General features: G+C 72.9%; 17 protein-coding genes. 15 read left to right on the plus strand and 2 right to left on the minus strand.

The features are described 5' to 3' along the window. A complete protein-coding gene (gene urtE, locus AB0I77_RS45575; protein WP_363288859.1) occupies positions 1-693 on the plus strand; it encodes an urea ABC transporter ATP-binding subunit UrtE in 693 nt (230 codons plus the stop codon). A 12-nt stretch (positions 694-705) separates the two neighbouring features. Here the strand turns inward: urtE and AB0I77_RS45580 are convergent, their stop codons facing one another. After that, entirely contained in the window at positions 706-1,152 is a 447-nt protein-coding gene (locus tag AB0I77_RS45580) for an ATP-binding protein (protein WP_363288810.1), read from the minus strand. Positions 1,153-1,390: 238 nt separating this feature from the next. Between AB0I77_RS45580 and AB0I77_RS45585 the strand changes: the two genes are divergently transcribed. From AB0I77_RS45585 to AB0I77_RS45600, 4 genes are all read left to right on the plus strand, one after another. After that, complete coding sequence (locus tag AB0I77_RS45585; protein ID WP_363288811.1) at positions 1,391-2,263, plus strand: helix-turn-helix transcriptional regulator; 873 nt, start codon at positions 1,391-1,393, stop codon at positions 2,261-2,263. Continuing rightward, positions 2,260-2,511 carry a DUF397 domain-containing protein gene (locus tag AB0I77_RS45590; protein ID WP_363288812.1) on the plus strand — a complete coding sequence of 84 codons (252 nt, stop codon included), beginning with the start codon at positions 2,260-2,262 and terminating at the stop codon, positions 2,509-2,511. Before AB0I77_RS45585 ends, AB0I77_RS45590 begins: the two co-directional genes overlap by 4 nt. Before the next feature lie 82 nt (positions 2,512-2,593). Continuing rightward, positions 2,594-3,418, plus strand: a complete 825-nt coding sequence (locus tag AB0I77_RS45595; protein ID WP_363288813.1) for an SAM-dependent methyltransferase — start codon at positions 2,594-2,596, stop codon at positions 3,416-3,418. A gap of 200 nt (positions 3,419-3,618) precedes the next feature. Next, positions 3,619-4,605, plus strand: coding sequence for a cytochrome c oxidase assembly protein (locus AB0I77_RS45600; protein WP_363288814.1), 987 nt, complete (start codon positions 3,619-3,621; stop codon positions 4,603-4,605). Positions 4,606-4,696: 91 nt separating this feature from the next. On the opposite strand, the gene AB0I77_RS45605 is transcribed toward AB0I77_RS45600, so the two are convergent. Next, positions 4,697-5,011, minus strand: a complete 315-nt coding sequence (locus tag AB0I77_RS45605) for a metalloregulator ArsR/SmtB family transcription factor (protein ID WP_363288860.1) — start codon at positions 5,009-5,011, stop codon at positions 4,697-4,699. Between the two features lie 179 nt (positions 5,012-5,190). Between AB0I77_RS45605 and AB0I77_RS45610 the strand changes: the two genes are divergently transcribed. The 10 genes from AB0I77_RS45610 to AB0I77_RS45655 are packed head-to-tail and all read left to right on the plus strand — an operon-like array spanning position 5,191 to position 26,627. Further along, positions 5,191-5,886, plus strand: coding sequence for a class I SAM-dependent methyltransferase (locus AB0I77_RS45610; protein ID WP_363288815.1), 696 nt, complete (start codon positions 5,191-5,193; stop codon positions 5,884-5,886). A gap of 59 nt (positions 5,887-5,945) precedes the next feature. After that, the gene (locus tag AB0I77_RS45615) at positions 5,946-9,953 is read left to right on the plus strand and encodes an amino acid adenylation domain-containing protein (protein ID WP_363288816.1); all 4,008 of its coding nucleotides are present in this window, start codon (positions 5,946-5,948) and stop codon (positions 9,951-9,953) included. Continuing rightward, positions 9,950-16,795 (plus strand): SDR family NAD(P)-dependent oxidoreductase, encoded by a 6,846-nt coding sequence (locus AB0I77_RS45620; protein WP_363288817.1) that lies wholly within the window; start codon positions 9,950-9,952, stop codon positions 16,793-16,795. Before AB0I77_RS45615 ends, AB0I77_RS45620 begins: the two co-directional genes overlap by 4 nt. After that, positions 16,792-18,336 (plus strand): ABC transporter substrate-binding protein, encoded by a 1,545-nt coding sequence (locus AB0I77_RS45625; RefSeq protein ID WP_363288818.1) that lies wholly within the window; start codon positions 16,792-16,794, stop codon positions 18,334-18,336. Before AB0I77_RS45620 ends, AB0I77_RS45625 begins: the two co-directional genes overlap by 4 nt. After that, the gene (locus AB0I77_RS45630) at positions 18,321-19,313 is read left to right on the plus strand and encodes an ABC transporter permease (RefSeq protein ID WP_363288819.1); all 993 of its coding nucleotides are present in this window, start codon (positions 18,321-18,323) and stop codon (positions 19,311-19,313) included. The genes AB0I77_RS45625 and AB0I77_RS45630 overlap by 16 nt, the downstream gene beginning before the upstream one ends. Further along, a complete protein-coding gene (locus tag AB0I77_RS45635; RefSeq protein ID WP_363288820.1) occupies positions 19,313-20,146 on the plus strand; it encodes an ABC transporter permease subunit in 834 nt (277 codons plus the stop codon). Before AB0I77_RS45630 ends, AB0I77_RS45635 begins: the two co-directional genes overlap by 1 nt. Further along, the gene (locus AB0I77_RS45640) at positions 20,143-21,789 is read left to right on the plus strand and encodes an ATP-binding cassette domain-containing protein (RefSeq protein WP_363288821.1); all 1,647 of its coding nucleotides are present in this window, start codon (positions 20,143-20,145) and stop codon (positions 21,787-21,789) included. Before AB0I77_RS45635 ends, AB0I77_RS45640 begins: the two co-directional genes overlap by 4 nt. Continuing rightward, on the plus strand, positions 21,779-23,176 hold the full coding sequence (locus AB0I77_RS45645; protein ID WP_363288822.1) for a class I SAM-dependent methyltransferase: 1,398 nt from the start codon (positions 21,779-21,781) through the stop codon (positions 23,174-23,176). The genes AB0I77_RS45640 and AB0I77_RS45645 overlap by 11 nt, the downstream gene beginning before the upstream one ends. Beyond that, positions 23,173-24,606 (plus strand): class I SAM-dependent methyltransferase, encoded by a 1,434-nt coding sequence (locus tag AB0I77_RS45650; RefSeq protein WP_363288823.1) that lies wholly within the window; start codon positions 23,173-23,175, stop codon positions 24,604-24,606. The genes AB0I77_RS45645 and AB0I77_RS45650 overlap by 4 nt, the downstream gene beginning before the upstream one ends. Further along, on the plus strand, positions 24,603-26,627 hold the full coding sequence (locus AB0I77_RS45655; protein WP_363288824.1) for a phosphopantetheine-binding protein: 2,025 nt from the start codon (positions 24,603-24,605) through the stop codon (positions 26,625-26,627). Before AB0I77_RS45650 ends, AB0I77_RS45655 begins: the two co-directional genes overlap by 4 nt. The last annotated feature ends 139 nt before the right edge of the window (positions 26,628-26,766 follow it).

Genomic DNA, 26,766 nt, shown 5'->3' on the forward strand with positions numbered 1-26,766 from the left:
ATGCTGGAGATCAACACCGTTCGGGCGGGCTACGACCGTACGACCGTGCTGCACGGCGTGAGCGTCGAGGTCCCCGAGGACGGCGTCGCGGCCGTCCTCGGCCACAACGGCGCCGGCAAGAGTACGCTGCTGCGCGCCGCCATGGGCCTGCTCAAGCCGAAGAGCGGGACCGTCCTGCTGGACGGCGAGGACATCACCCGCCTCGCCCCGCACCAGCGGGTGGCCCGCGGCATGGCCTACGTGCCCCAGGGCCAGCAGTCCTTCCCGCACCTGACCACCGCCGAGAACCTGCGGCTCGTCGCCGACGGCCGCCCCGACGGCAAGGAGGCCATCGCCGAGGCACTGGACCTCTTCCCCGCCCTGAGCGAGCTGTCCGGCCGTCGCGCCGGACTGCTCTCCGGCGGCCAGCGCCAGCAACTCGCCATCGCCCGCGCCCTGGTCACCCGCCCAAGGCTGCTCCTGCTCGACGAGCCGACCGAAGGCATCCAGCCGTCGGTCGTCGCCGAGATCGAGGAGACGATCCTGGCCCTGGCCCGCAAGGGCGGACTGTCCGTCCTCCTGGTCGAGCAGCACGTCGGCTTCGCCATGCGCGCCGCGCAGCGCTACTACGTCCTGGAGGCGGGCCGGGTGACCTCCTGGGGCGAAGGCGGAACGGCGGCCGAACAGACGGTGAGGGCCGCGCTCAGCGTGTGAGGAACGACAGGTTCAGGCAGAGGTGATCAAGGTGGCCCACACCGCGTTGCCGCCGGTGAGCCGTGATCGGTCGACTCCCCAGGTGTGCGCGATCTCCTGGACCAGGAACAGCCCCCGGCCGCTCTCGTCGTCCGGCCCCGGCCGGCATCTGGACAGGCTGGCGCCCGCATAGTCGTGGTCGTGCACTTCCAGGCGGAGGCGGTGGTCCGTGACGAGCCCCATGCCGCACAGGATCTGCCGGCTGGGCGTGTGGCACACGGCGTTGGCGGCCAGCTCCGACATGAGGAGCTCCGCGTCCGCGGACACCTCACTGGGCAAGTGCCAGGCGGCCATGCGTGCGTTCATCGAGTGGCGGGCGACTCTGACGCTGGACCGGTGTGCGGGGAGTTCGATCCAGTGCGTTCGCTCCGGCCGCGCGAAGTCCGGGAGCTGGGGGGAGGGAGTCGTGTGGGGGGACACGCTGGTCGCCTTCCATCAGGAGGGGCGCAGTGGGGGAACGACAACTCCGCGTGATGACACGGCTGTTGACAGTGACGCTCACGGCTCGACGTGATCGCTCACGCAAGTAACTATGCTCGAAGCCCAGTTCACACTGCAACCATCTGCCTGATAATTTCAGAACGACGGATTCCGCTTGGCAGCATCAGCAAGTCGCTGCCTCGGTCGTACTGGTGACAGTTCCTCAGGAGGTGGCGCGGTGAACGAAGCTCGTGCAGGCGCGGGCACCAGCGCACCCACCGTTCTCCGCATGATCCTGGGCCGGCGGCTCCAGGAGAGGCGGCTTGGCGCGGGCGTGTCGCTGGACGCCGCGGCAAAGGCCCTGCGGGTGACGTCGCTGACCATCCGCCGCCTGGAGAAGGCGGAGGTCGGTCTCAGGCCCCTCTACGTGGAGAAGCTGCTCCAGACGTACGGGGCCGCCCAAAAGGAGATCGACGAGTTCGTCGCCCTCGCCGAGCGGGCCAACGAGCCAGGCTGGTGGCACGCCTACCGCGATGTGGTCCCGAGCTGGTTCACCGCCTACGTGAGCCTGGAGACCGGGGCCAAGACCCTGCGCACCTACGAGCCCCACTACGTCACGGGACTGCTCCAGACGTACGGGTACGCGCGCGCCGTCCTGAGCGGGGGGTTCCCCAACGACACCGAGGAGGACCTGGAGCGGCGCGTCGACCTGCGGCTGCGCCGCCAGGGCCTGCTGGTCAGACCCGACGCCCCCACGCTGTGGGTGGTGATGGAGGAAGCCGTACTGCACCGGGTGGCGGGCGGCGCCGAGATCATGCGGGAGCAGATCGACCGGCTCCTGGAGGTCTCGGAGCTGGATCACGTCAGCGTCGACATCGTGCCGTTCTCCGCCGGGGCCCACGTCGGGGCGTGCGCGCCCTTCACCTACTTCCGGTTCGAGGAGCCGGAGCTGCCGGACATCGTCTACAGCGAGATCCTGTCCGCCTCCGTGTACCTGGACCAGCGCTCCGATGTCGCGGCCCATCTCGAAGCGCACAACCGGATGTCCCTGCTGACCTCCTCCGCGGACAGCAAGGCCCTCCTGAACCGCATGCGCAAGGAGTATTCATGACCTTCTCCGACGGCAGTGTCTACAACGGGATGCCCGCCTCCGACCTGGGCGAGCAGGGCTGGGAGTGTCCGTGGAGCGGTCCCAACGGGGGGCAGTGCGTGGAAACCAAGCAACTCGCCGACGGCCGGGTGGCGGTGCGCCAGTCGACCGATCCCGCCGGTCCCGCGCTGATCTACTCCCCGCAGGAGATCGCCGCCTTCGTCCAGGGGATCAAACGAGGCCTCGCCGATCACCTGACGGCCGGCTGAACCGAACCAACGCGGGAAGGATCCGAGCCGGCCCCGGCCACGACCTGCCCGGCACACCACGTACACCACCGAAGGGGACAGGATGAGCAACACCCGCGCCGCACGGGGCATCGACACCAGCCGGCCGCACTCCGCCCGCATGTACGACTACTACCTCGGCGGCAAGGACCACTTCGACGTCGACAAGCAGGCCGCCGAGACCGTCGCCGCTGCCTACCCCGGCATCTTCGTGTGCGCCCGCGAGAACCGGGCCTTCATGCACCGCGCCACCCGCGTCCTCGCCCGGGAACACGGCATACGCCAGTGGCTCGACATCGGCACGGGTATCCCCACCGAACCCAACCTCCACCAGGTCGCCCAGAGCGTCGTCCCCGAAGCACGGGTGGTCTACGCCGACAACGACCCCCTCGTCCTCAAGTACGCCGAACGCCTCATGCGCAGCACCCCCCAGGGCCGCACCACCTACATCGAGGCGGACGTCAACGACCCGGGAGCGCTCCTCGCCGCCCCCGAACTGGCCGAGATCCTGGACCTCGACCGGCCCGTGGCCCTGTCCCTGAACGCCCTCATGCACTTCGTCACCGACGCCCAGGACCCCTACGGAATCGTCAGCCGCCTGCTCGACGCCCTCCCGTCGGGCAGCGCCCTGGCCCTCAGCCACTGCACGCCCGACTTCGACCCGCCCACCTGGCAGAAGGTCACCGACATCTACACCAATGCCGGGACCCCGGTCCGGTTCCGCTCGCAGAAGGACGTCGCGCGCTTCTTCGCCGGGCTCGACCTGCTCGACCCCGGCGTCACCGTCGGCCATCGCTGGCGGCCCGACGCGTCATCCGGGGACGAACCCGCGCAGGCTCCCACGGACGCCGAGGTCAGCCTGTGGACCGGGGTGGGCATCAAGCCCTGACCGGCGGGTCGGTGGGTGCGGGCAGCAACGGGGTGAGCCGCCCTTCGGGTATGGGCTCGGTATGAGTCCGGTGTGACGTCGGCATCTCAGGTGCCTGCGCGAACGGGTCCGGGAGCCTGCGGCGTAGGGTGCCTCAGCAGGTCCGGGTTCTCCCTCGGAGGGCAGGCCGGGTGTCCGGTACGCCATGGAGGAAGACCACGATGGGAAGTTTGCCCGAGCTCACCGTCGGACGGCTGTTCTCCTCGTGGCACCTGGATGTGCCCGCGCTGCTGCTCGTCGTCCTGCTCGGCACCTTGTACGGCTGGGGCGTGCGGCGCCTGAGGCAGCGGGGCGAGCCCTGGCCGGTCGCCCGCGTCGCCGCCTTCGCGCTGCTCGGGCTCGGGACACTCGTCGTGGCCACGATGAGCGCACTGGCCGGGTACGACCACGCGCTGTTCTGGCCGGCCGCCGTCCAGAACGTCCTCCTCGACCTGATCGCACCGCTCGGTATGGCCCTGGGCGATCCGCTGCGGCTGGCCGTCCGCGCCCTGCCCGAGCGCGCCGCCGGCCGTGTGCGGCGGGCGCTGACCGGGCGGCTGGTACGCCTGCTGACCTTCCCGCTGGTCAGCACGGCGCTCGTGCTCACGACCGAGCTGACGGTGTACTTCACCCCGTACTTCGAAACCGCCCTCCGCGACGGCTGGCTGCATGAACTCATGTATCTGCACCTGCTGCTCGCCGGCTGCCTGTTCGTCGTCCCGGTGCTCACTGGCGAGGAGACACTGCCGAGTTGGTGCACCCATCCCGTCCGGGCGGCACTGGTCTTCGTCGACGGGATCATCGACGCCGTACCGGGCATCGTGGTGATGACCCACGGCACGCTGATCGCCGGGGCCTGGTACCTGCACCACGCCCCGCCCTGGGCGCCGGACGTGGAGCACGACCAGCAACTCGGCGGCGGAGCGATGATCAGCATCGCCGAACTGGTGGCGCTGCCCTTTCTCCTCGCGATCCTGATGCAGTGGGCCCGAACCGAACGCGCCCAGACCGCCGAGCTGGACAGCCGCTTGGAGGCGGAGCTGGTACCGGCGGCGGGACCGGAACAGGCACCGGAGCAGGCTGCGGAACTCGTACGGCCGTGGTGGGAGACCGAGAACGGGGAAGTCGCCCAGCGCATCCGCCAGCAGCGGCCGGGGCGGGGACGGTAACAGTACGCTCTGAAATGCCGGTTGGCCTTGAACACTGAGCCTTCGCCCCGAAGGCGTAATCGTCCGCGTCGCCGAGGTCGGGGACGGCCGCTCAGTCGGGTCGTGCCGGGCGCGAGTCCGGCTCCGCTGCCTCGGCGACGCGTTTGATGTTCGCCAGCCGCCGGTCCCAGTCGGCCGCGAGCGCGGCCATCCACCGGGCGGTCACGTCCAGCGCCGCGGGCCGTACCGCGTAGCGCACCTCGCGTCCGACCCGGCTGCCGGAAACCAGGCCGGCGGCGTCCAGGACGGCGAGGTGCTTGACCACTGCCTGTCGCGAGACGGGAAGTGGTTCGGCGAGTGTCGTCGCGGTGGCCTCGCCCTGTGCGGCGAGCAGTTCGAGCAGCCGGCGTCGCGTCGGGTCGGCCAGCGCGGCGAGAACGCCGTCGACCGCCTCGTCGGCGTCGCGCTGTTCGTCTCCCGATCGTCTGAGGCGTGGAGCCTTGCGCCCGTGTAAGCTCTAGATGAAAATGACAATCGTATTTAACTAGGGCTGCGAGGGTTGCTGTGCTGGATCCGTATGAACGTTCGGCCGAATACCTCGACCTCTTGATCGCCGGGACATGGCAGTCCCTCGGTCCGGCACTGGCCGAAGCGCTCCAGCAGGTGAAGGCGGAGCGCGGACCGGTAGTCGAGGTCGGGGCCGGTACGGGCCGGGGGATCCGGGCCATCTGCGCCGCGCTTCCGGGCGATGATCCCGTGCTGGCCGTCGAGCCCTCTTCCGCCATGCGCGCCGTGCTGCTGGCGCGCGTCCACGACGCCCCCGAACTGCGCGAGCGGGTCACGGTGCTGGCGGAGGACGCCGTACACGCTCCACTCCCCGACGGCCTGCGCGCGATGGTCGCGGTGAACGTGCTGGGACACCTGCCGCCGGCCGAACGGCGGGCCCTGTGGGGGAGCGCCTCACTCCGACTCGCGCCCGGCGGCGCACTCGTCGTCGGTGTCACTCCGCCTTTCGTGCCCGAGCGGGTTCCGCGCACCCGGATGGCTTCGGCGGCCGTGGGCGCACTCCGCTACGAGGGGTGGGCCACCGCGGAGCCCTCGGGGGAGGACGAGATCACCTGGCACATGGACTACCACGTCCTGCGGGAGGGCCGGCTGCTGTCGGAGGTCACGGTCGACTACCGCTGGTGGGTGGCGAGCGAGAGCCGCCTGGCCGCGGAGGCCGCCGAAGCCGGTCTGGTCATGCGGCCCGCAGGAAAGCCCGACCTCGGGTTGTACCTCCTCACGCGCCCGGGTGAGTAACGCCCGGTGTCCGAAATAACCCATACCACCGTCCACATCTTCCACGGAGCGGAGGCCGGATGAGTCAGCTCGTCCTTGCCGAAGACGTCCTCGCAAGCACCATCGAATGTATCGGCGAAGTCCTCGGCATGCAGAGCGACTTGATCGCACTGGACACACCCTTGTCGGCTCTGGGGCTGGAGTCGTTCACCGCTGTGCGGCTACGGCGCCGGATCCGCGAGCGCACCGATGCCGACCTTCCCCTGACGGCCTTCCTCGACGGCGCCACCGCTCAGGACGTCGCGAACCTGCTCGCCGTCGAAGTACCGGCGGCAAAGAGCGGCACGCAGGCCGCGGCAAAGAGCGGCACGCAGGCCCCCGCCGTCACTGCGAGTCCCCATGACAGTCCCCATGACGACGGGGAACCGTTCCCCCTGACGCCCATTCAGGCGTCCTACTTCGTCGGCAGGCAGGAAGGGCTGCCCCTCGGAGGGGTGGCCACCTTCTACTACTACGAGTACGACCGCCTCGCCGAGGACCCCCTCACGGATCTGGGACGCCTGGAAGCAGCCTGGAACCGGTTGATCGAGCACCACCCGATGCTCCGTATGACCGTGGACGAGCGCGGCCGGCAGCGCATCCTCGCCGATGTCGAGCCCTACCGGATCGGCACCACCGACCTGCAAAACGCCTCCCCGGACGACGCCCACCTCGCGCTGTCCCGCCTGCGCCACGAGCGCTCCCACCAGGTGAGGCCGACCGGCACCTGGCCACTCTTCGACCTCCACGCGGCGCTGCTGCCGGACGGCACGACACGGCTCCACGTCGGCGTGGACGTGCTCATCACCGATCTCGCGGGCTGGATGCTCCTGATGCGCCAGTGGGGCCGGCTCGTCACCGACCCCACCGCACAACTCCCGGTCCCCAAAACGGACTTCGCGCGCATGCAGCGGGCCCGTACGACCGATCCGGACTGGGCCGCGCGGCGCACTCGCGACCGCGCCTACTGGTCCGAGCGCGCTCCCCGACTTCCCGATGCCCCACGACTTCCCGTCCTGCGCACGGCGGAGGACACCACGCCTCCCCGGTTCGTCCGGAGTGCCGCGGTCCTCGACGCGCCGACGTGGGCCGCCGTCCGTGCCCGCAGCGCGGAATTCGGCGTCACCCCGACCGCCACGCTCCTCGCCGCCTTCGCCGCCGTGCTGGGCCGCTGGGGAGCCGGTGACCGGATATGCCTCAACACCACCCTGTTCGACCGGCCCGAGACATCGGGTGAGGCGGCCGACGCGGTGGGCGACTTCACCACCACCGCCCTCGTCGGCACACCTCCCTTCACGCCCGGGAACGGGGAAGGATTCGCGGGCTACGCCGCGGAGGTCAACCGATGTTTCTGGGCAGACCTGGACCACCGCTCCGTCTCCGGGGTGGAGGTACTCAGGGACCTCGTCCCCGGACCGGGCTCCGACACCGCCGCCCCCGCTCCCCGCTATCCGGTCGTGTTCACCAGTGGGGTGGGCCTCGGCGGTGACGACGAGCCGCCCGCCGCCTGGATCGGCGAGGAGGTCTACGGCATCTCCCAGACCCCTCAGGTCCTCCTGGACCACATCGTGTGGGACGAAGGCGGCCGGCTCCGGCTCGCCTGGGACTCGGTCGACGGCGCGTTCCCCGCCGGCTACGTACAGGACCTGCTCGACGCCCATGTCCGGCTGCTGCGCAGGCTGGCGGACAGCGCCGCGTGGCGGGATCCCGCACTGGGCTGGGACCCGACCTTCCGTCCGGAGGAGCCGCTCGACGTCGCGCCCTTCCCCGACGCGGGCCCTCTGCTGCACTCGCCGGTGCGGGAAGCCGCCCGACGGGATCCGCAGCGGCCCGCCCTGCACGGGGCATCCGGTGCCGTGACGCACGGCCGGCTCGCGGAGAACGGCGCCGCCACGGCCGCGCTGCTGACCGCTCATCAGGCCGGGCCCGGCGATCTGGTGGCCGTGGCCTGCGAGAAGGGCGTCGCGCAGATCACCGCCGTCCTCGGGGTCAGCACCGCCGGGGCGGGCTACCTGCCCATCGAGCCCACGTGGCCCGACGCGCGGGTCGCCGCCGTCTGCGAACGGGCCGGTGTCCGGCACGCGTTGGTCGGCCGCGGGGTGAAGATCGCCTGGCCGCCGGGTGTCACCGTGCACCGGCTGACCGCCGCGGGCAGGCCCGCACGCCGTGCCGTCCGCGAAGACCTCGTGGCCTCGAAGACGCCGAGCCCGGACGACCTCGCCTACACGATCTTCACCTCCGGCTCCACGGGCAGCCCGAAGGGCGTCGAGATCCAGCACCGCGCGGCCCGCACCACCATCGACGACATCGTGGACCGGTTCGGCATCGACGCCGACGACCGCGTACTGGCCCTGTCCGCCCTCAGCTTCGACCTCTCCGTCTTCGACATCTACGGCGTCCTGGGCGCGGGCGGCTCCCTGGTCCTGCCCGACCCCGCCCGGCAGCGGGACCCGCAGCACTGGCTGGAGCAGGCGGGACGTCATGGCGTCACCGTGTGGAACACCGCCCCGGCCCTGCTGGAGATGCTGGTCGAGTACGCGGAGCTGGAACCGGAGGCAGCCGCCGAGGGCCTGCGCACCCTGCGCCTGGTGATGCTGTCCGGTGACTGGATCCCCCTGACCCTGCCCGAGCGGCTGCGCGTACTCGCCCCGCAGGCCGAGTTCATGAGCCTGGGCGGCGCCACCGAGGCGTCGATCTGGTCCATCACCTACCCCGTCGAGAACACCGACCCGAGCTGGCGCAGCATCCCCTACGGCCGGGCCCTGCGGGGCCAGTCCTTCCACGTACTGGACGAGCAGGGTGCGCCGTGTCCGGTCGGTGCGGCCGGTGAGCTGTTCATCGGCGGTGACGGGCTGGCTCGCGGCTACGCCGGCGACGCCGTACAGACCGCCGAGCGCTTCGCGATCCACCCCGTCCTCGGGCAGCGTCTCTATCGCACCGGTGACCTGGGCAGGTGGGCGGTGGACGGGACCATCGAATTCCTCGGCCGCGCCGACCGGCAGGTGAAGATCCGGGGGCATCGCATCGAGCTGGGTGAGATCGAGTCGGTGCTGGGCCGCCACCCCGGCGTGCGGCAGTGCGTCGCCTCGTCCGTGCGGGGACCCGATGGGCGGCCACGGCTTGTCGCCCATCTGTCGCCGAAAGCAACCGCCCAGGCCCCGTCTCCGGAGGAACTCGCGACGGCGCTGCGCGAGCGGCTGCCCGACTACATGATCCCCAGCCGGTTCGTCGTCCTGGACCAGTTGCCGGTCACCGCCAACGGGAAGATCGACCACGCGGGCCTGCCGAGCCCGTACGGGGACCAGGCCACCCGCGGCGAGGCCGCGGAAGCGGTGGTCGCCGCCGAGCCGCGGCCCGTGGATGACATGCCATCAGATGAGACCGGTGCCGGCTGGGCCGCCGAAGCGCTCGACGAAGCCGCCGCCCTCGGACTGGAGGCAGCGATCGTCCTCAGGCCGGGCGCGCTTGCGCCCGAGCAGGCACTGGAGGCGGCCGCGCACTGGCTGCGACGGGTACAGCGACTGGCGGGGCCGTCCCGTCTCGAACCACGGCTCGCGGCCGGGGGACTGGCCGAGATCGTCCACCGTCCGGCTTCCTCGAGTACGGCGATCCCCGGGCCCGTTCTGTCTCGGGGCGCCGTCGCCGGTCCCCAGGCCGACCCCGTGCGGGACCGGGCCGTGCTCGACGAGGTCACTGCCGTCCTCGCCGATCTCACGGGCAGCCCGGTGGCGGCCGACAGCACCTTCAGTGCCCTGGGCGCGACCTCACTCACCCTGGTCCTGGCACATCGCAGGCTCCGCCAGGGCATCGCCCCGCGCCTGGCTCTGGCCGACATGTTCGAGCACGCCGGTGTCGGCTCGCTCGCCGCGCGGATCAGTGAACTGCACCCCCGGGAACCTGGCCCACAGCCCGGCACGGACGCGCCCCTGGCCGGGGGCGGCCCGCGTCACCCGGCGCCCTCGGACCTCCGTACCGCCACCGCCATACCCCAGCCACGCCGTGCCTCGCGGGTCGCCGCGCGTGCCCTTGCCCGGGAGACCACCGGATGACCCAGTCCCCTGAACAGAGCTACCCGTCTGAACGGAGCTACCCCTCGCGGGCGGTGGACCGGGGAGACGACGAACTGATCGCCGTCACCGCCCTCGACTGCCGTTTCCCGGGTGCCCCGGACACCGAGTCCTTCTGGGACCTGCTCGCGGCGGGACGCAGTGGGCTGGCCCGGCAGACCGAGCAGGAACTCGCCGAGAGCGGCGTGCCGGCCCGGCTGCGGCGCAATCCGGCGTATGTGCCGGTGAGCGGACTGATCGACGGCCAGGACCTGTTCGACCCGGAGCCGTTCGGGCTCACCGATGCCGAGGCCGCCCTGATGGATCCTCAGCAGAGACTGTTCCTGGAGGCGTGCTGGCGGGTGCTGGAACGGGCCGGGCACGGATCGGGCGTCGGGGCAGGCGCCGTAGGAGTCTTCGCCGGCGCGGCCCACAGCGACTACCTGACCCGGCACCTCGCCCGCCGCTACACCGACTCCGCCACCGACCCGGTCGGCAGTCTCCAGGCGGCGATCTCGGGCGTCGGCGACTATCTGCCGCTGCACGTCGCCCATCGGCTGGCCCTCACCGGACCGGCGATCTCGGTCGGCACCGCCTGCTCCACCTCCCTGGTGGCCGTCCATCTGGCGGCGCAGTCCCTGCTGGCGGGGGAGTGCGACACCGCCCTGGCCGGCGGTTCCTCGCTGATCGTTCCGCAGGGCAGGGGCTACCTCCATGTCCCCGACGGCATCTTCTCGACCGACGGGCGGGTGCGTCCGTTCTCCGCGGAGGGTTCCGGAATCGTGCACAGCCAGGGCGTGGGCGTCGCCGTCCTGCGCCGCCTCGCGGACGCCCTCGCCGACGGCGACCCGGTCCTCGCCGTCCTGCACGGGTCCGCGGTGAACAACGACGGTGGGGACCGCACCGCGTTCACCGCGCCGTCCCCGCGCGGACAGGCGCGCGCGATCTCCGAGGCCCTCGCCCTCGCCGGCGTCACACCGAGGATGATCAGTTACGTCGAGGCCCACGGAACCGCCACCCGACTAGGCGACGTGGTCGAACTGGCGGCCCTGAAGAAGGTCTTCGGTGAGAGGGGCCCCGCGTGGTGCGCCCTTGGTTCCGTCAAGAGCAACATCGGGCACGCCAACTCGGCGGCCGGCATCGCCGGATTCGCCAAGGCCGTACTCGCGCTGCACCACGGAGTGCTTCCCCCTTCCCTCGGCGCCCTGCCCCTGAATCCCGACCTCGAATTCGAGAACTCCCCGTTCACCGTGCCCCTTCGGGCCGACCCATGGGCCGGGCCGCGGTACGCGGGCGTCAGTTCCTTCGGTATCGGCGGGACCAATTGCCACGTGGTGCTGGGCAGTGCGCCGCAGCGCGCCATGGCCCCCGCGGACGGCCGTCCCCAGTTGGTCCTGCTGTCCGCACATCGCGACGACGCCCTGGAACGCCTGGCCGCCGCCACGGCCACCGCCCTGGACCGGCCGGACGTCGACACGGCCGACGCCGCGTACACCCTGCACACCGGCCGCGGCGAACACTCCCACCGGACGGCCGCGGTGCTCGGTGAGACGCCCGGCGCTCTTGTCTCCGCGCCCCGGCGTGCCGTCCCGCCCACCAGGCCGAGGATCGTCTTCGCCTTCCCCGGCGGCGGCGCCCAATACCCGGGCATGGGTCGTGAACTCCTCGACGAGGAGGCGGAGTTCGCCCGCACGATCGAGGAGTGTGCCGCGCTCTTCGACGGGCGTGGCGACGGCACCGGCCCCGGTCTTGTCCCGCTCCTGGCCGCGGACCTGTCGGACGAGGCGGCCGTCAGGCTGCTGCGGGATCCCGTGCACGGACTCCCGGCGCTGTTCACCGTCTCGCTCGCCACGGCACGCACCCTGCGCTCCTGGGGCATCGAGGCGGACGCGCTCATCGGCCACAGCCTCGGCGAGTACGCGGCCGCCGTCGCGGCCGGGGCCCTTCGGCTCGAGGATGCCGTCGCCCTGGTCGAGGTGCGCTCCCGCGGTATGTCCCGCACCGCGGGCGGAGGCGCGATGCTCACCGTGGCGCTGCCCGAGGACCAGGTCGTGAAGGTGCTGGGCGACCATCCGGACCTGGACCTGGCCGCGGTGAACGCGCCACGGTCCTGCGTGGTCTCCGGACCCGTCGAGGCGGTCACCGTCCTCGAGCGCCGGCTGGCCGCCGAAAGCGTCCACACCGCACGGCTCCACCTGGACGCCGCCGCCCACTCGCGGCTGGTCGATCCGGTGCTGCCGGCGCTGCGCGCCGCCGCCGAGGCGACCGTACCCAGCGTCCCGGCCGTACCGCTCGCCACGACGCTCACCGGACAGCTGCTGCTGACCCCGCCCGGGGCCGAGCACTGGGTGCCCCATCTGCGGTCCGTCGTCAGGTTCTCCGACGCCCTGACCACCGCGCTCGGCACGGGAGGGGCGGTCGTGGTCCAAGTCGGCCCCGGCAGCGGCCTGTTGCAGCTCGTCCGCCAGCACGGCGCGGCGAACGTCGTCGCCACCCTGCCCACCGTGCCCGGGCGCGACGAGCGCCGCGGAGCACGGGCCGCCCTGCTCACGGCCGCGGGCGAACTGTGGACCCACGGCGTCCGGCTCGATCCCGACGCCCTCCACCGGCCCGGCCGACGCCGGATCGCCCTGCCGGGTGTCCCCTTCGACCGGCGGCGCCTGTGGATCGACGAGCCCGACGACCTACGGCCCGGTCACTCGCCCGTGCCGTACACGTCCGCTGCCGAGCCCGACGAGGAGGAGCCGTTCCAGGTGCCGGCGTGGCACCGGACACCGCCCGTCGACACACCCCCACGACTGGAGGGACGCTGGCTCCTCGAAGGCCACCAGGAATCCACGCTGCTGAGCAAGGTCCGTGAGGAACTGACGGCCGCCGGGGCCAGTCCCGTCACCCTCGCGCAGGCAGCCGCCGAACCGTCGCTGCCCTGTGCGGGCCTGATCCTGGTCGACACGCACGACGAGGACGCGGACGGCAGTGCGGACCCGGAGGCGTCCGCCGACCGGGTCACCGAGTCCGTCCTGCGGTACGCGCGGCTCGCCCGGGCCGCCGCCCCCTGGGCCGGCAGCGCGTGCCTGCTCCACGTCAGTGTCGGCGCACACCACGTGGAAAGCGGCGACCGTCCGGTACCGGAGGGCGCCGCATCGCTGGCCGTACCCCGCGTCCTCGCCCAGGAGTTCCCAGGACTGCGCTGGCGCACCCTCGACCTCCCCGCCGGACCGGTGCGCGGCGAGGCCGTCCGGAGGGTGTGCACGGAGGCGGGTTCTCTCGCCTCGGGCGAGCCGAGCGGCGTGGAGGCCGCCTACCGCGGCGGACACCGCTGGGTCCGCGGCGTCACCCCCTGGCGCCCCGCGGCACCCGAGGGAGCGCGGGACCGGGGAACCGCCGTCGTGATCGGCGGACTCGGCGACGTCGGCATGGCCCTCTCCGCGCATCTCGTACGCGGCGGCTGGCGGGTCGTGGTCACCGGCCGCGACGGACTGCCGTCCGACCCGACGCCGGGAACCCCGCAGGCCGAGCGGGCCGACGTCCTGCGACGGCTGCGGGAAGAAGGCGTCGAACTGGACGTTCGGGCCGTCGACGCGGCGGACCCCGACGCCACGGCCGCCCTGCTGCGGACCGTGTCACAGCGGTACGGCCGACTCGACCTGGTGGTGCACGCCGCCGGTGTCGTGGCCTCGGCCGCGGTGGCCCCGCTGCGCGCCGTGGAGCCCGAGACCGTGCGGGCGCACGCCCGGGCGAAGGTGTCGGCAGCGATGGCGCTGCGGTCCGCCATCCGCGGACTGCCGGACGACCTGCGCCCCGTCAGCGTTCTGCTGATGTCGTCGGCCACCACCTTCGTCGGCGGCTTGGGGCTGGCCCCGTACGCCGCGGCCAACCGCTTTCTCGACGCCCTGGCCGAACGGGAGGACGCCGAGCGGGAGGACGCCGAGCAGGAGGCAGTCGGCCGGCGGGACGGCACCCGCTGGATCAGTGTGGCCTGGGACGGCTGGCGGATCGGCCCCGGCGGCACCGAACGGGTCGTCGCCTCACGCCACTCCATCGGCCTGCGGGACGGTATGCGCTCCGTGGACCGGCTGCTCCGTCTCGCCGAGGAGGGCCGCGCACCCGCGTCCCTGGCGGTCTCCCCGGCGTCTTTGGCCGGCCGTACCGCCGGCGTCGCGACCGTCGCACCGGGCGGGCGGGCGCCGGGTGGCACCCCGCAGCAGGGAGGGTCCGCGCCCCGGGGCGCCGCCGAGGAACTGCTCGCCGCCCTGTGGTCCGAACTGCTCGGCTTTCCCGTGACCGACCGCGACACCGACTTCTTCGCCCTCGGCGGCCATTCCCTGCTGGCCACCCGCATGCTGGCCAGGCTGCGCGACGAACGGGGAGCCGAACTACGCCTCCAGGACCTTCTTACGCGGCCCACGGTCGCGGCACTCGCCCCCCTGATACCCGCGCCCGGCGCACCGGCGGCAGACCCCGGCGGCGACGACGAGCCGCACGTGCCGGCCGTAGCACCGGAGTCCGAAATCCCCACCGCGCCGAAGCAACCGACCGCTGCCGCGGGCGAGTTCCCGCTCACCCGGGTGCAGCACGCCTACTGGGTCGGCGGCTCGGGAGGCTACCGGCTCGGAGACGTGCCCTGCTCGTTCCACCTGGAGTACGACTGCCCCGGCCTGGACACCGTGCGCTACGAGGAGGCATGGAACCGGGTGATCGCCCGCCACCCGATGCTCCGCGCGGTCATCTCCCCCGAGGGACGCAACCGGGTACTGGACCGGGTGCCCCGCTACCGCATCCGCGTCCAGGACCTGAGCGCGCTGGGCGAGCAGGAGCGCGCGCACAAGCTCGAACAGATCCGTACCCGTCTCGTCCGCCGCGAGCCGCGTCCCGGGCGCTGGCCGCTGGTCGACATCAGGGCGGCCCGCCTGCCCGGCGACGTCGTGCGCCTGTTCGTCAACGTGGACGTCCTCGTGTGCGACACCGCCAGTTACCTGATCTGGGACCGCGAACTGTGCGCCCTGTACCGGGACCCGGAACTCCAACTGCCACCGGTACGCACCACGTTCGCCGAGTGCGTGGCCGTGCTGGAGCAGCGCGCCGAGTCCCCGGAACGCGCCCGCGCCGCGGCCTACTGGCGGGCGCGGATCGACAGCACGCCCGGTGCTCCCGCGCTGCCACTGCGCCCCCCGGCGGCCGATGCGCGCCCCCGCTTCGGGCGCCGCAGCGCACGGCTCGAACCGGACGACTGGGCGTCGCTCAAGGCCGAGGCGGCCCGGCGCGGCCTCACCCCGACCGCCGTCCTGCTCGCCGCGTACGGGGACGCTCTCGCCGACTGGTCGGGTCAGGACAGGTTCGCCCTCACGCTCACGCTGTTCGACCGGCCCTCCGATCTGCCCGGCGCCGACGAGGTCGTCGGCGACTTCACCTCCCTGATGCTCCACACGGTGGACAGGTCGCACGACACCTCCTTCGCCGATGCGGCCGCCCGCGCGCAGCGTGCGCTCTTCGAGGATCTGGACCACCGGGAGTTCTCCGCGCTGGAGTTGCTCGCCGAGAAGTCCACCCGCACCGGGCGCACCGAGTCCGTGCCCGTCGTGTTCACCAGTGCCCTGGGCCTGTCCGGGCCGCTCGGCGGCGGCCACGACCTGGACTGGGCCGGCACCCCGGTGTACGGCGTGAGCAGCACGCCGCAGACCTGGCTGGACCACCAGGTGCTCGAACAGCACGGCGCGCTGCTGCTCCAGTGGGACGTGCTGGAAAGCGAGTTGCCCGCCGACGAGGCGGACCGGGCGTTCGCCTCGTACGTCACCCGCGTACGCCATCTGGCACAGAGCCGGGCCGCGTGGGAAGCCGACGCGCGGCGGCAGCCGACCGGACCCGCTCTCCTGAACAGCCGCGATGACCGCGATGGCCGACATGACCTCGACGACCTCGACACCGCGCTGCTGCTCCGCGACGGCAACACCGACCGCCCGCTGTTCCTCGTCCACCCCTCCGGCGGCGACGTGCTCTGCTACGGCGAACTGGCCGGGCTCCTGACGGACGGGCGACCCGTCGTGGCGCTCGCCGATCCGGCCCTGACCGGAGGGACGGCCGCCGAGGACATCGCCGGTATGGCCGACCGGTATCTGGCCGCCCTGCGCCCGTACCAGGCCAACGGCCCCTACCTCCTGGGCGGTTGGTCCATGGGCGGCACCCTCGCCCATGCCATGGCCTGCGCACTGGAACAACGGGGCGAGCGCACCGATCTCCTCCTGATGATCGACTCGAACGTGCCGGACCGCATCAGGCCACTCGGCGGCGCGGGACCGGACGAGGACGGGACGATCGCGGCCGTACGGTATCTGCGGTCGCTGGAGGCGTTCCTGGACATGGACCTCGGCCTCGGAGCGGACGAGGCTCAGCGGCTGCTCCGTACGCCGTCTGCGGATGCCCGGTCCGTGGTGGCCGCACGACTGCGTGAGGCCGGTCTGATCGGCGCGCGGGAGACCGCCGAGGTACGCCTGGGCGTCTTCGAACGCCACCTCCGCGCCCTGGGCGACCACAAGGCGGGCCGGCTCACCGACCCCGACACGCGGCTGCTCCTGTTCCGCGCCACCCAGCCGTCCCCGAGCAACGCCGGAGTCGGCATGGGGGTCGACGACGCCTTCGACCTGGAGTGCCTGGGCTGGCGGCCCCATGTGTCCGGCTGGGTCGACGACGTGGCCGTCGACGGACACCACTACTCCCTGCTGACCGGACCCGCGGCAGCCCGGATCGCCGCGCTGACCGACCGTGCGCTCGCCGCCGTATCCGCCGGACCGTCGTTCCCCAACCGGTCTGACACATCTGACATGGAAAGCAGCCAGAAACAACGATGAGACTCAACATGCCGGGCCGCGCCCTCCTCACCATGGCCGCGGTCGGATCCCTGCTGCTGACCGGATGCTCGTCGTCCGACAACCCCGCCGACACGGCCGCGCCCACGGGGAAGCCCGTCGACGGCGGAACCCTCCGCTACGCCGTGGCCGGCTCGCCCGCCACGGCGAGCAACGACCCGCACGGCGGACTCGGCAACGAATCCGACGTGCTGCGCTTCGCCCTCGCCTACGACGTGCTGACCGTCCCCGGCAAGGACGGCGACCCCAAGCCACGACTGGCCGTCTCCTGGAAACCGAACAAGGCCATGAACCGCTGGACGTTCACGCTCCGAGGCGACGCGCGGTTCACCGACGGCCGCCCGGTGCGGGCCGCCGACGTGCTGTACTCCCTGCGGCGCATCGCGGACAAGTCGGCCGAGAACTACGGTCGGCTCGCCGACTTCGACATGAAGGCGTCCCGCGCCGACGGCGACCACACCGTGGTCCTGGCCACCCGCTCGCCCATGGCCCAGGCGGCCAAGGCCCTCGAATCCGTCAGCTTCATCGTGCCCGAGGGCACGAAGGACTTCTCGAAGACGGTCCCCGGCTCGGGCCCCTTCAAGGTGCGGGCCTCGGGGGCACAGACGTCCGTGCTGGTCCGCAACGACCGCTGGTGGGGCCCGCGCCCGCATCTGGACCGTATCGAGATCCAGGCCCTCGCCGACCCTCAGGCCCGCGCCAACGCCGTCACCTCGGGACAGGCCGACGTCGCCGGAAGCGTGAGCCCCGCCGCCGTCAAGAGCCTGGGAAACAGCGGCGGCCTGAAGGTCGTACGGCGCAAGGGGGTCACCGAGTATCCGTTCGTCATGCGGATGGACACCGAGCCGTTCGACGATCCGCGGGTGCGGGAGGCGTTCCGTCTGGCCACGGACCGCAAGGCCCTCGTCGACACGGTCTTCCTCGGCTACGGCCAGATCGCCAATGACCTGCCCACTCCGTACGACCCCTCGTACCCCGGCGACCTGCCGCAGCGCGGCCGCGAGGTCGCGAAGGCGAGGAAACTGCTCCAACAGGCGGGCCACGCCGACGGTATCGACATCACCCTGCACACCACGACCGCTTACCCCGGCATGGACACCGCGGCGACCCTCTACGCGCGGCAGCTGTCCGAGATCGGCGTGAAGGCGAAGGTCGAGGTCGAACCGGCCGACACCTACTGGACCGCCGTATACGCCAAGAAGGCGTTCTACACCGGCTACTACGGCGGCATCTCCTTCCCCGACCTGGTACGGGTCGGCCTGCTCTCCACCTCGCCCACCAACGAAATCGCCTGGAAGGACAAGCAGTTCGACGCCGCCTTCACACGGGCCATGGGAACGCTCGACGCCGGCCGGCGCAACACCCTGCTCGCCGGGATCCAGCGGGACCTGTGGAAGGACGGCGGCTACGTCGTGTGGGGCACCGGCGACGGGCTGGACCTCGCGGCCCGCGGAGTGGCCGGACTGCCCGACGGCCCGGGCTTCCAGCGGATGTTCATCGACCAGGTGTGGATGGCGAAGTGATCCTGCGCCCGCTTCTGCGGCCGTTTGTACGGCCGGTCCTGCTGACCGTGGCGGCGACGGCTGTCGTCTTCACCGCCACCGCGCTGCTGCCCGGCGACGCGGGCGACATCCAGCGCGCGGGACGGGCGTCCGAGCGGGAACTCGCGGACGAACGCGACCGGCTCGGCCTCGATCGGCCGGCCCCGGTCCGCTATCTCGACTGGCTCTACGGTGCGGTCCGCGGCGATCTCGGACGGTCCGTGGTGAGCGGCCGCGCGGTGGCCGGCCTGTTCGCCGAGCGGCTGCCCGCCACCGCCGCACTCGTCGCCTTCGCGCTGGCCGTCACCGCGCTGCTGACGGCGGCTGCCCTGACCGTCGCGTTCCTGCGCGGCGGCCGGGGCGGGGCCCTGGTGACCGGGCTCGCCGCCGTACCGCAGTCGGTCCACGCGGCCGTACTCGGTACGGTCTTCGCCGGGATCCTGGGCTGGCTGCCGGCCGTGTCCCTGCTGCCGCCCGGCGGTTCCCCGTTCGACGCGCCCGAGGCGCTGGTGCTGCCCGCGGTCACTCTGGCGCTGCCCTCGGCGGCGTACGCCACCGCGCTGCTGCGCGGAACGCTCGTCGACACCCTGCGCCGACCCCATGTGGGCGACGCCCGGGTACGCGGCCTCCCGCCCGCCCTCGTACTGATCCGGCATGTCCTGCCCTTCCTGCTCGTTCCGGCGATGCAGGTGACCGCGCTGGTGGCCGGCGGACTCATGGCCGGTACGGCTCTGGTGGAGACGATGTTCGGCTATCCCGGCACCGGAAGCCTGCTCGTGTCCGCCGTCGCCGTGCGCGACGTACCCGTCGTGCAGGCCGCCGCGCTGCCCCCGGTCGTCGTCCTGCTGCTGTGCATGCTCGTCGCCGACCGCCTTGCCGCACGCCACTCGGGGCGGACCGGTTCCAGTCGGCTCGGCCGGGGCCCGGTCGTCCCGGCGGCTGTCGGAGGGAGAGCCTGATGCGCTCCTTCATGACCGGCCCGGCCGCCGCTGCCCCGGCCGCCGCTGCCCCGGCCGCCGCTGCCCCGGTCACCGCGGGGGCCATCGCGCTCCTGGTACCGCTGGGGCGATACGCGGCCCCACATGACCCGCAGCAGCAGATCGGCCCGCCCTGGTCGCCGCCGGGCTCGGGCGCTCTCCTGGGGACCGACGGCCTCGGACGCGACGTGCTCTCGCGGGTGCTGCACGGGGGCACCGAGCTGCTGACCGTCTCGCTGCTCGCCGCGGTGGTGGCTGTCAGTTGCGGCACCGTGCTCGGCCTGGCCGCCGGCTGGGCGGGCGGGCGCACCGCCCGTGCGGTGTTCTGGCTGTGCGACCTGCTGCTCGCGGTTCCCGCGCTCGTCCTCGCCCTGGTGCTGGCCGTCGCGCTGCCGGGCGGAACGGCGGTGGTGGCGGCGTCCGTGCTCAGCGGCACGCCCCTCACCGCCCGGGTGGTGGCCGGCGCATCGGCCCGGCTGCGCGCCGGCGGCCATGTGCACGCGGCCCGGGAGCGGGGCGAGACGGTACCGTCCGTCCTCGCCCGCGAGGTGCTGCCCGCACTGCGCGGCCTGGTGACGGCCGACGCCGGGCTCCGGCTGGTGACCGCACTGCAGATCGCCGCGGCGCTCGCCGTGCTCGGGCTCGGGCCCCAGCCGCCGGAACCCGACTGGGCGCTGATGCTCAGCGAGAACCTTCCCGGTGCCGCGCTCAATCCGGTGGCACTCCTGGCGCCCGCCGTGCTGCTGGCCTGCTGCGCCTGGGCGCTGGCCGCCGCGGCCCACCGGGCAGGGCCGGGACGGGAGACGGTCGTATGACCACGGGGCGCACCGCACCGCTGCTCGCGGCCGACGGGCTGACGGTCCGCCGGGCCGGGCGCGGCGGTGCCCTCGTCCTGCCACCGACCGATCTGCGGGCCGAATCCGGACAGGTCGTGGTCGTCACCGGCCCTTCGGGGGCGGGCAAGACCACTTTGCTGCACGCCCTCCTCGACACCCTCCCGGCGGGGTTGCGCCGGACGGCCGGAACCGTGCGCTGGGAGGGCACGCTCCTGGAGCAGGGCCGCACCGCCCGGAAATGGCGCCGTACCCGGTGCGGCCTGCTGGGCCAGGACCCCGGTGCCGCGCTGCATCCGCTGTGGCGCGTCGGACGTCTGGTCGGCGAGGAACTCGGCGGCGACCGTAGTGTCCGAGCGGCACGGGTCGCCGAGCAGCTCGACCTCCTGGGGTTGCCGCCCGAGATCGTCGCGCGCCGCGCAGGTGAACTCTCCGGTGGCCAGGCCCAGCGGGTGGCGCTGGCCCGTGCGCTCGTCGCGGACCCGGCTCTCCTCGTCCTCGACGAGCCGACATCGGCGATGGACCCGGCGACGGCGGCCCTGGTGAGGCGGGTTGTCGCGGCCCGGCGCGGCTCTCCGGGCCGTTGCGTGGTCCTGGTGACCCACGACGAACACCTCTTCGGCGAACTGGCCGACGTCACCGTCCGGGTCGCACCGCGCGAAGTGGCCGCCGGGCGGGGTCCGCTCCGGCCTGCGGCGCGCGCGACCGGCCGGGCGCCGGACGGCGTCAGGGCGGCCGCGCCTGCCATACCCCCACCCCCGTTGGCCATCGAGCGGCCCTCGGCGCCACAAACCACCGCGGCGCCGCGGCAGATCATGTCCCTGTCCGCCCGGCGCCTGCTGCTGACCACCCCCGACGGGGTCGTGCTGCTGGAGGACTGCGACCTCGACCTGCCCGCCGGAAGCGCCACCGCCGTGGTCGGGGCCTCGGGCGCCGGCAAGACGACGTTGCTGCACGCACTCGTCGGCCGCCGTCCCGCATCCGCCGGGACACTGCTGCTGCACGGCGAACCGCTGCCGCCCGCCACCCGGGACCGCAGTCGGGACCAGCTCCGCGCCGTGCAACTCGTCGGGCAGAGCGCCGTCGACGAACTCAACCCCGCCCAGCGCGTGGGCCGGGCGGTGGCCAGACCGCTGTCGGTGCTGCACGGACTGGACCGGGCAGCTGCGCTGGCCGAGGCGCAGGCGCTGCTGGCGGCCGTCGGGCTGCCTCCCGGCAGTGCCGTACGTCGCCCGCACCTGCTCTCCGGCGGTCAGCGGCAGCGGGTCGTTCTCGCCCGGGCCCTGGCCGCGCGCCCCGACGTACTGCTGCTCGACGAACCCACCGCCGCCCTCGACCCCGAAACCGCCCGGTCCGTGCTCGACCTGCTGGACCGGATCCGCGAAACAGGGACCGCGCTCCTGGCCGTCACCCACGACCCGGCCGTGGCGGCCCGCGCGGATGAAGTGCTGGCGCTGCGGGACGGCCGCCTTCTCGCGATGCCCCCGGACTCCCTCGGACCTCCGGTCCCTTCAGCCCACCTGCCCGCCGCGCCCGCGCGACCCCGCGCAGAACGGCCCCGCGCAGAACGACCCCGCACCGAACGCCCCCGCACCGAACGAACGGAGCCTCCCGTTGTCCGATGAAGCGACCGCTGAAGCGACCACCGCTGTCGCAGGGCGGCTCACCGCCCTCGTCGCCAGTCACCCCTGGGTGGCCGACGTACGCCCCACCGTCGACGGAGTCCTGCTGGTCACCCCCCACCCGAGCGCGACAGCCGTCCTCCCCTCCCCGGGCCCGCTGGTCCGCGAGCACCTCGCGCACTGGGCGGAGGTGTACGAGTGGGTGTACGAGACGGGTGCGGACCGGCACGCCGATGACCTGGACCTGTCCGGCTGGCGCTCCTCCGACACCGGACAGCCGCTGCCGGCCGCCCACATGCGTGACTGGGTCGACCGCACGGTCGACCTCGTCCTCGCCCAGCGGCCCCGCCGACTGCTGGAACTCGGCTGCGGCACCGGCCTGTTGGCCCATCGGCTGCACACGCGGCTGGACGGCTATGTCGGCACCGACGTGACCGAGGTCGCGGTCGCCCGGCTGCACGCCGCCTCACTGCCCCGCACGGCCTTCGTGCGCGCGGCCGCCCACGAGGCACAGGCACCCGCCGTCCGGCAGGCGATGGACCAGGCGTTCGGCCCCGGCGTACGTCCCGACTGCGTTCTGCTGAACTCCGTCACCCAGTGCTTCCCCGACCTCGGGTACCTGACGGCGTTCCTGCACCACGCGCTGGCCGCGGTGGCGGACGGCGGCACGGTGATCGTCGGCGACATCCGCCACTCCGGGCTGCTCGAAGACCACTTCGGCCGGGTGGAGCGGGCCCGCGACCCGGAAGCGGCCGACGCGGACATCGCCGCGCGGGTCGCCTCGGCCGTGGCGGGGGACGAGGAACTGTCCTTCGCCCCCGAAGCCGTACGCGAGATCCTGGCCGCCCAGCCCCGGAACGTCCGGATGAGCGTCCACGCCCGCACGATGGCCGAGGACACCGAACTCACCCGGTACCGCTACGACCTCGTCCTGCATGTCGGTCCCGCCGCCGGCCTCCCGGACGCGCCCGAGGTGCGCCGGCTGCCGTGGCAGGGGCTCGCGGGGCAGGAGCTGCCGGCGGCTCTGCGCAGCGCGCTGGCACCCGGACCCGCCATCCTGCACAGCATCCCCAACGCCCTCCTCGTGGCGGCCCCGGACGCTGTCACCCCCTTCGCCCTGCGGCAGGCGCTGACCGGCCTGGACGCCGCTGTGCTGCTCGACTCCGGCGACCCCCGGATGCTCGCCGTGTCCGCGCCCGCCGACCGCGCCACCGCGGCGTCGCACGGCCCGGTCCGGGCGCCGGTCGGCAGCCTGGCCCACGAGCCGTTGCCCGCGTTCGTACGGCGTCGGCTGCCGGAAGTCCTGCGCGACCACGTCCGCCGTAGCGCCCCCGGCGAGCTGCCGCCGAGGATCGTGGTGGACGACGCGTCGGCGGGGGAGACGCGATGAGGGTGGCGGACGTGGCCGACGTCCTGTCCGCACTGCCCGAGGTCGGCGCCTGGCAGCTGGTGCGGGGCAGCGAGGGCGACACCCTGCTGGTCGCCGGTCCGGTCGACGACGAACGGGGAGACGACCGAGCCCCGGGCAGCGACTGGGACGAGCAGGCCGTGGTCGACGCCGCCGCCTCCGGTGACGCAGCCGTCACCGGTACCGACCTCGCGGAACTCCCGTCCCTGATGCGCCTCTTGGACGAGACCGCGCTGCTGACCATGGCCCGCGTGCTGGACCGCACCCGTCTCTTCCGCGACGGGAGGCCGCACACGGCCGCCGAGGTCGTGGCGGCACTGGGTACGGTGCCCCGGCACGCGTGGATCGTACGGCGCTGGCTGCGCACCCTGGCCGCGGAGGGACGGCTCGCCCAAGACCCGGCCACGGGCCGCTACCGGGACCTGACCGCGCCCGGCCGTGCGGAGTACGCCCGTGCCCGTCGCACCCTCGACGAGGCCCGCGACGGCATGGGCTACCCGGAGTCCATGACGCGTTTCTTCTTCGCCGCGGCCGACCGGCTCCCCCTCCTGCTCCAGGACCGCACGAGCCTGCACGAAGTGCTCTTCCCCGAGGGCGAGACGGACACGGCCGAAGGCAACTACCGCGACAACGTGCCGAGCCGCTGGGCCAACCACGCCGCCGCCGACCTGATCGCGGGCGAGGTCCGCCGACGAGAAGGACGGGAAAGCGGCAGCCGGCCGCTGCGTGTTCTGGAGGCGGGGGCCGGCGTGGGCGGCACGACGGAAACGGTGCTGAACGCCCTCGGCTCCACTCCGGTCGACTACCTGTTCACCGATGTGTCCCGGTTCTTCCTACAGACCTCGCGTACCCGCTTCGCCTCCCACCGCGGCCTGCGCTCGGCGCTGCTGGACATCAACCGCGACCCGCAGGCCCAGGGCTTCGCCCCCGCCTCCCACGAGGTGATCCTCGCGGCGAACGTCCTGCACAACGCGCGCCACGCCGGCCGCGCCCTCGCCGCCCTGCGCGAACTGCTGGTGCCCGACGGCCTGTTGGTGCTCGTCGAGTCCTGCCGGGAGCACTATCAGGCACTGACCTCGATGTACCTGCTGATGTCGCCGCAGGCGGACGAGGAGGGCTGGTTCACCGACCAGCGAGCCGGTCAGGACCGGGTCTTCCTCACCGAGGGGGAGTGGGTACGGCAGCTGGACGCGGCCGGATTCCGGCCCCTGCCGGTCCTTCCGCCCGAGGGCCATCCCCTGACCGCCCTCGGCCAGCACGTCGTCGCCGCCCGCACCTGGCCGGGCCAGGGCCGGCCCGACCCCGGCCGCGTCGCACGGGCGCTCGCCCATCTGCCCGAGACGGCCCGTCCCGCACGCGTCCACGCCGTGGACCGTGTCCTGCCCATCACCACGTCTGGAGCCAGCCGTTGACTTCCTCACCCCCGGTTTCCGCAACCGACGCCCTTGACGACCTCGTGCAGGCCGTGCGCGATGTCTGGGCCGACGTCCTGGAAACGGACACCGCCTCCATACCGGCCGACATCAGCTTCCTGAGCCTGGGCGGAGACTCCGTTCTCGCCGTGCGCATGGCGGCGCTGATCCGCAAGCGCCTGGGCGTGAACCTCGCCCTGTCGGACGTACGCGTCGAACACACCGCGGCGGTCCTGGCGGGGCTCCTGCACGAGCGCGGCACCGCGGGCGGCCTGTCCCGCAGCCTGTCCCTGGACCTGGAGCGGCGAAAGGATCCGGACGCGCCCTTCCCGCTTCTGCCGCTCCAGCAGGGCTACTTCGTCGGCCAGCAGGATGCCTGGGAGCTGTCCTACCGCTCCGCCCACCACTATGTGGACATCGGTCTGGAGGACATCGACAGCGACGAGATCGCCGAGGCGCTTCAGGACGCGCTGGAGCGGCTGGCGGAACACCAGTCGGTGCTGCGGGCCCGCATCCTGCCCGACGGCAGGCAGCGGATCCTCCCTCTCGACGACCCCGAGGCCGTGCCGCGGCTGCGCGTGACCGACCTCAGCACTGCTGGGGAGGAGGAGATCGCCACCGCCCTCTCGGCGATCCGGCGGGAGATGAGCACCGAGGGCCCCGATCCGGCCGCGGGCTGCGGACTCGACATGCGGCTCACCCTGCTTCCCGGGCACCGCGCCCGGCTGCACTCCTCCACCAGCCTGCTGATCATCGACGGCTGGTCGTCCGGCGTCTTCTACCGCGATCTGTTCGCCCTCGTCTCCGACTACAACGCCGTACTCGCCCCGCTGGAGGTCGACTTCGGAGACTACGTCGCGAGCCTGCGCGACCTGCCCGACACCGAGGAGTGGCGCCAGGACCGGGACTGGTGGTGGAACCGCCTCGACGACTTCCCGCTGCCCCCCGCGCTGCCTCTGGTGGCCGATCCGGCCGATGTGCGGCCGAGGTTGATGGGCACACGGCAGGCCGTGCTCGACGCCGAGCGGTGGGCCGCGCTGCGCGCTCACTGCGCCGAGCACGGTGTCACCCCCTCCGCCGCCATGTTCGCCGTATTCGCCGCCGCCGTGTCCCGCGCCTGCGGACACCGGCGCTTCCTGCTCAACACCCTTCAGCTGAACCGGCTGCCCCTGCACCCGGACGTGCCGCGGCTGGTGGGAGCCTTCTCGTCCACCATGCTCATGCCGGTCGAGCTGCCCGAGAACCCCGTTTTCGCCGATCTGGCGATCAGCGCCCAGCAGTCCGTCTCGGACGCGCTCGCCCACCACCTGGTCTCCGGGGTCGAAGTCTCCCGGGAGCTGGGCCGCCGCCGGGGCACCCGGCGTCCGGTCGCCCCCGTGGTCTTCCAGAGCACCCTCGGCGTGGATGCGGCGCTGGGCAGCGAGGTCCCCCATGAGGCCGGTCCGCTCGGCCGGATCGACCTGCTCAGCCACCACCAGCAGCTGAGGACCCCCCAGGTCGCCCTGGAACTCAGGCTGTTCGAACTGCGCGGCGAACTCGTCGTCGTCTTCTCGCTGGTGGAGGAGCTCTTCGCCACCGAGGACGTGGACCGCATGTTCCAGGACGTGGTCAGCACCGTCGCATCCCTGGTGGACAAGGAGGGCTGGTCGGCCCCGGTCACACTGCCCACCGAATGGGACACACCGCGGTCGGACGCCGTCGGCACGGCACCCGGCGGACGGCTGTCCGTCCCGTCGGCCCCGGACGGGTCCGGCGAGGAGCACGGGCCTCCCCGCGACGATCTGGAGCGGGCCGTCGCGGCGGACTGGGCCGAGTTGCTCGGGTGCCCGGTGACCGACCGGGCGGCGGACTTCTTCGCACTGGGCGGTGATTCCCTGCTGGCGGTACGGATGCTCGGCGTACTGGCCCGCAAGGGTGTCGGGCGGGTGACACCGCGCCGTTTCCTGGAACGCCCCACGGTGGCGGGTCTCGCCGATGCGGTACGCGAGGGCGGCCTCGGCGGACCGGTCGCCGCGGGGTGAGGGTGTGCGGTGGGGGTGGCTGTGGGGTGAACGTGTGTGGTGGGGGTCGCTGCGGGGTGAGGGTGTGTGGTGGGGGTCGCTGCGGGGTGACCGCTCGCGGTGAGGTCGCTCGCGGTGAGGCCGGCCGCCGGACGACCGC

Origin of the sequence: Streptomyces sp. NPDC050619 (genome assembly GCF_040654815.1) — a bacterium.
Lineage (GTDB): Bacteria > Actinomycetota > Actinomycetes > Streptomycetales > Streptomycetaceae > Streptomyces.

Coding starts and splice junctions, on each gene's coding strand:
- urtE (WP_363288859.1), top strand. CDS start 1: ATGCTGGAGATCAACACCGTTCGGGCGGGCTACGACCGTACGACCGTG.
- AB0I77_RS45590 (WP_363288812.1), top strand. CDS start 2,260: ATGACCTTCTCCGACGGCAGTGTCTACAACGGGATGCCCGCCTCCGAC.
- AB0I77_RS45595 (WP_363288813.1), top strand. CDS start 2,594: ATGAGCAACACCCGCGCCGCACGGGGCATCGACACCAGCCGGCCGCAC.
- AB0I77_RS45600 (WP_363288814.1), top strand. CDS start 3,619: ATGGGAAGTTTGCCCGAGCTCACCGTCGGACGGCTGTTCTCCTCGTGG.
- AB0I77_RS45615 (WP_363288816.1), top strand. CDS start 5,946: ATGAGTCAGCTCGTCCTTGCCGAAGACGTCCTCGCAAGCACCATCGAA.
- AB0I77_RS45620 (WP_363288817.1), top strand. CDS start 9,950: ATGACCCAGTCCCCTGAACAGAGCTACCCGTCTGAACGGAGCTACCCC.
- AB0I77_RS45625 (WP_363288818.1), top strand. CDS start 16,792: ATGAGACTCAACATGCCGGGCCGCGCCCTCCTCACCATGGCCGCGGTC.
- AB0I77_RS45635 (WP_363288820.1), top strand. CDS start 19,313: ATGCGCTCCTTCATGACCGGCCCGGCCGCCGCTGCCCCGGCCGCCGCT.
- AB0I77_RS45640 (WP_363288821.1), top strand. CDS start 20,143: ATGACCACGGGGCGCACCGCACCGCTGCTCGCGGCCGACGGGCTGACG.
- AB0I77_RS45650 (WP_363288823.1), top strand. CDS start 23,173: ATGAGGGTGGCGGACGTGGCCGACGTCCTGTCCGCACTGCCCGAGGTC.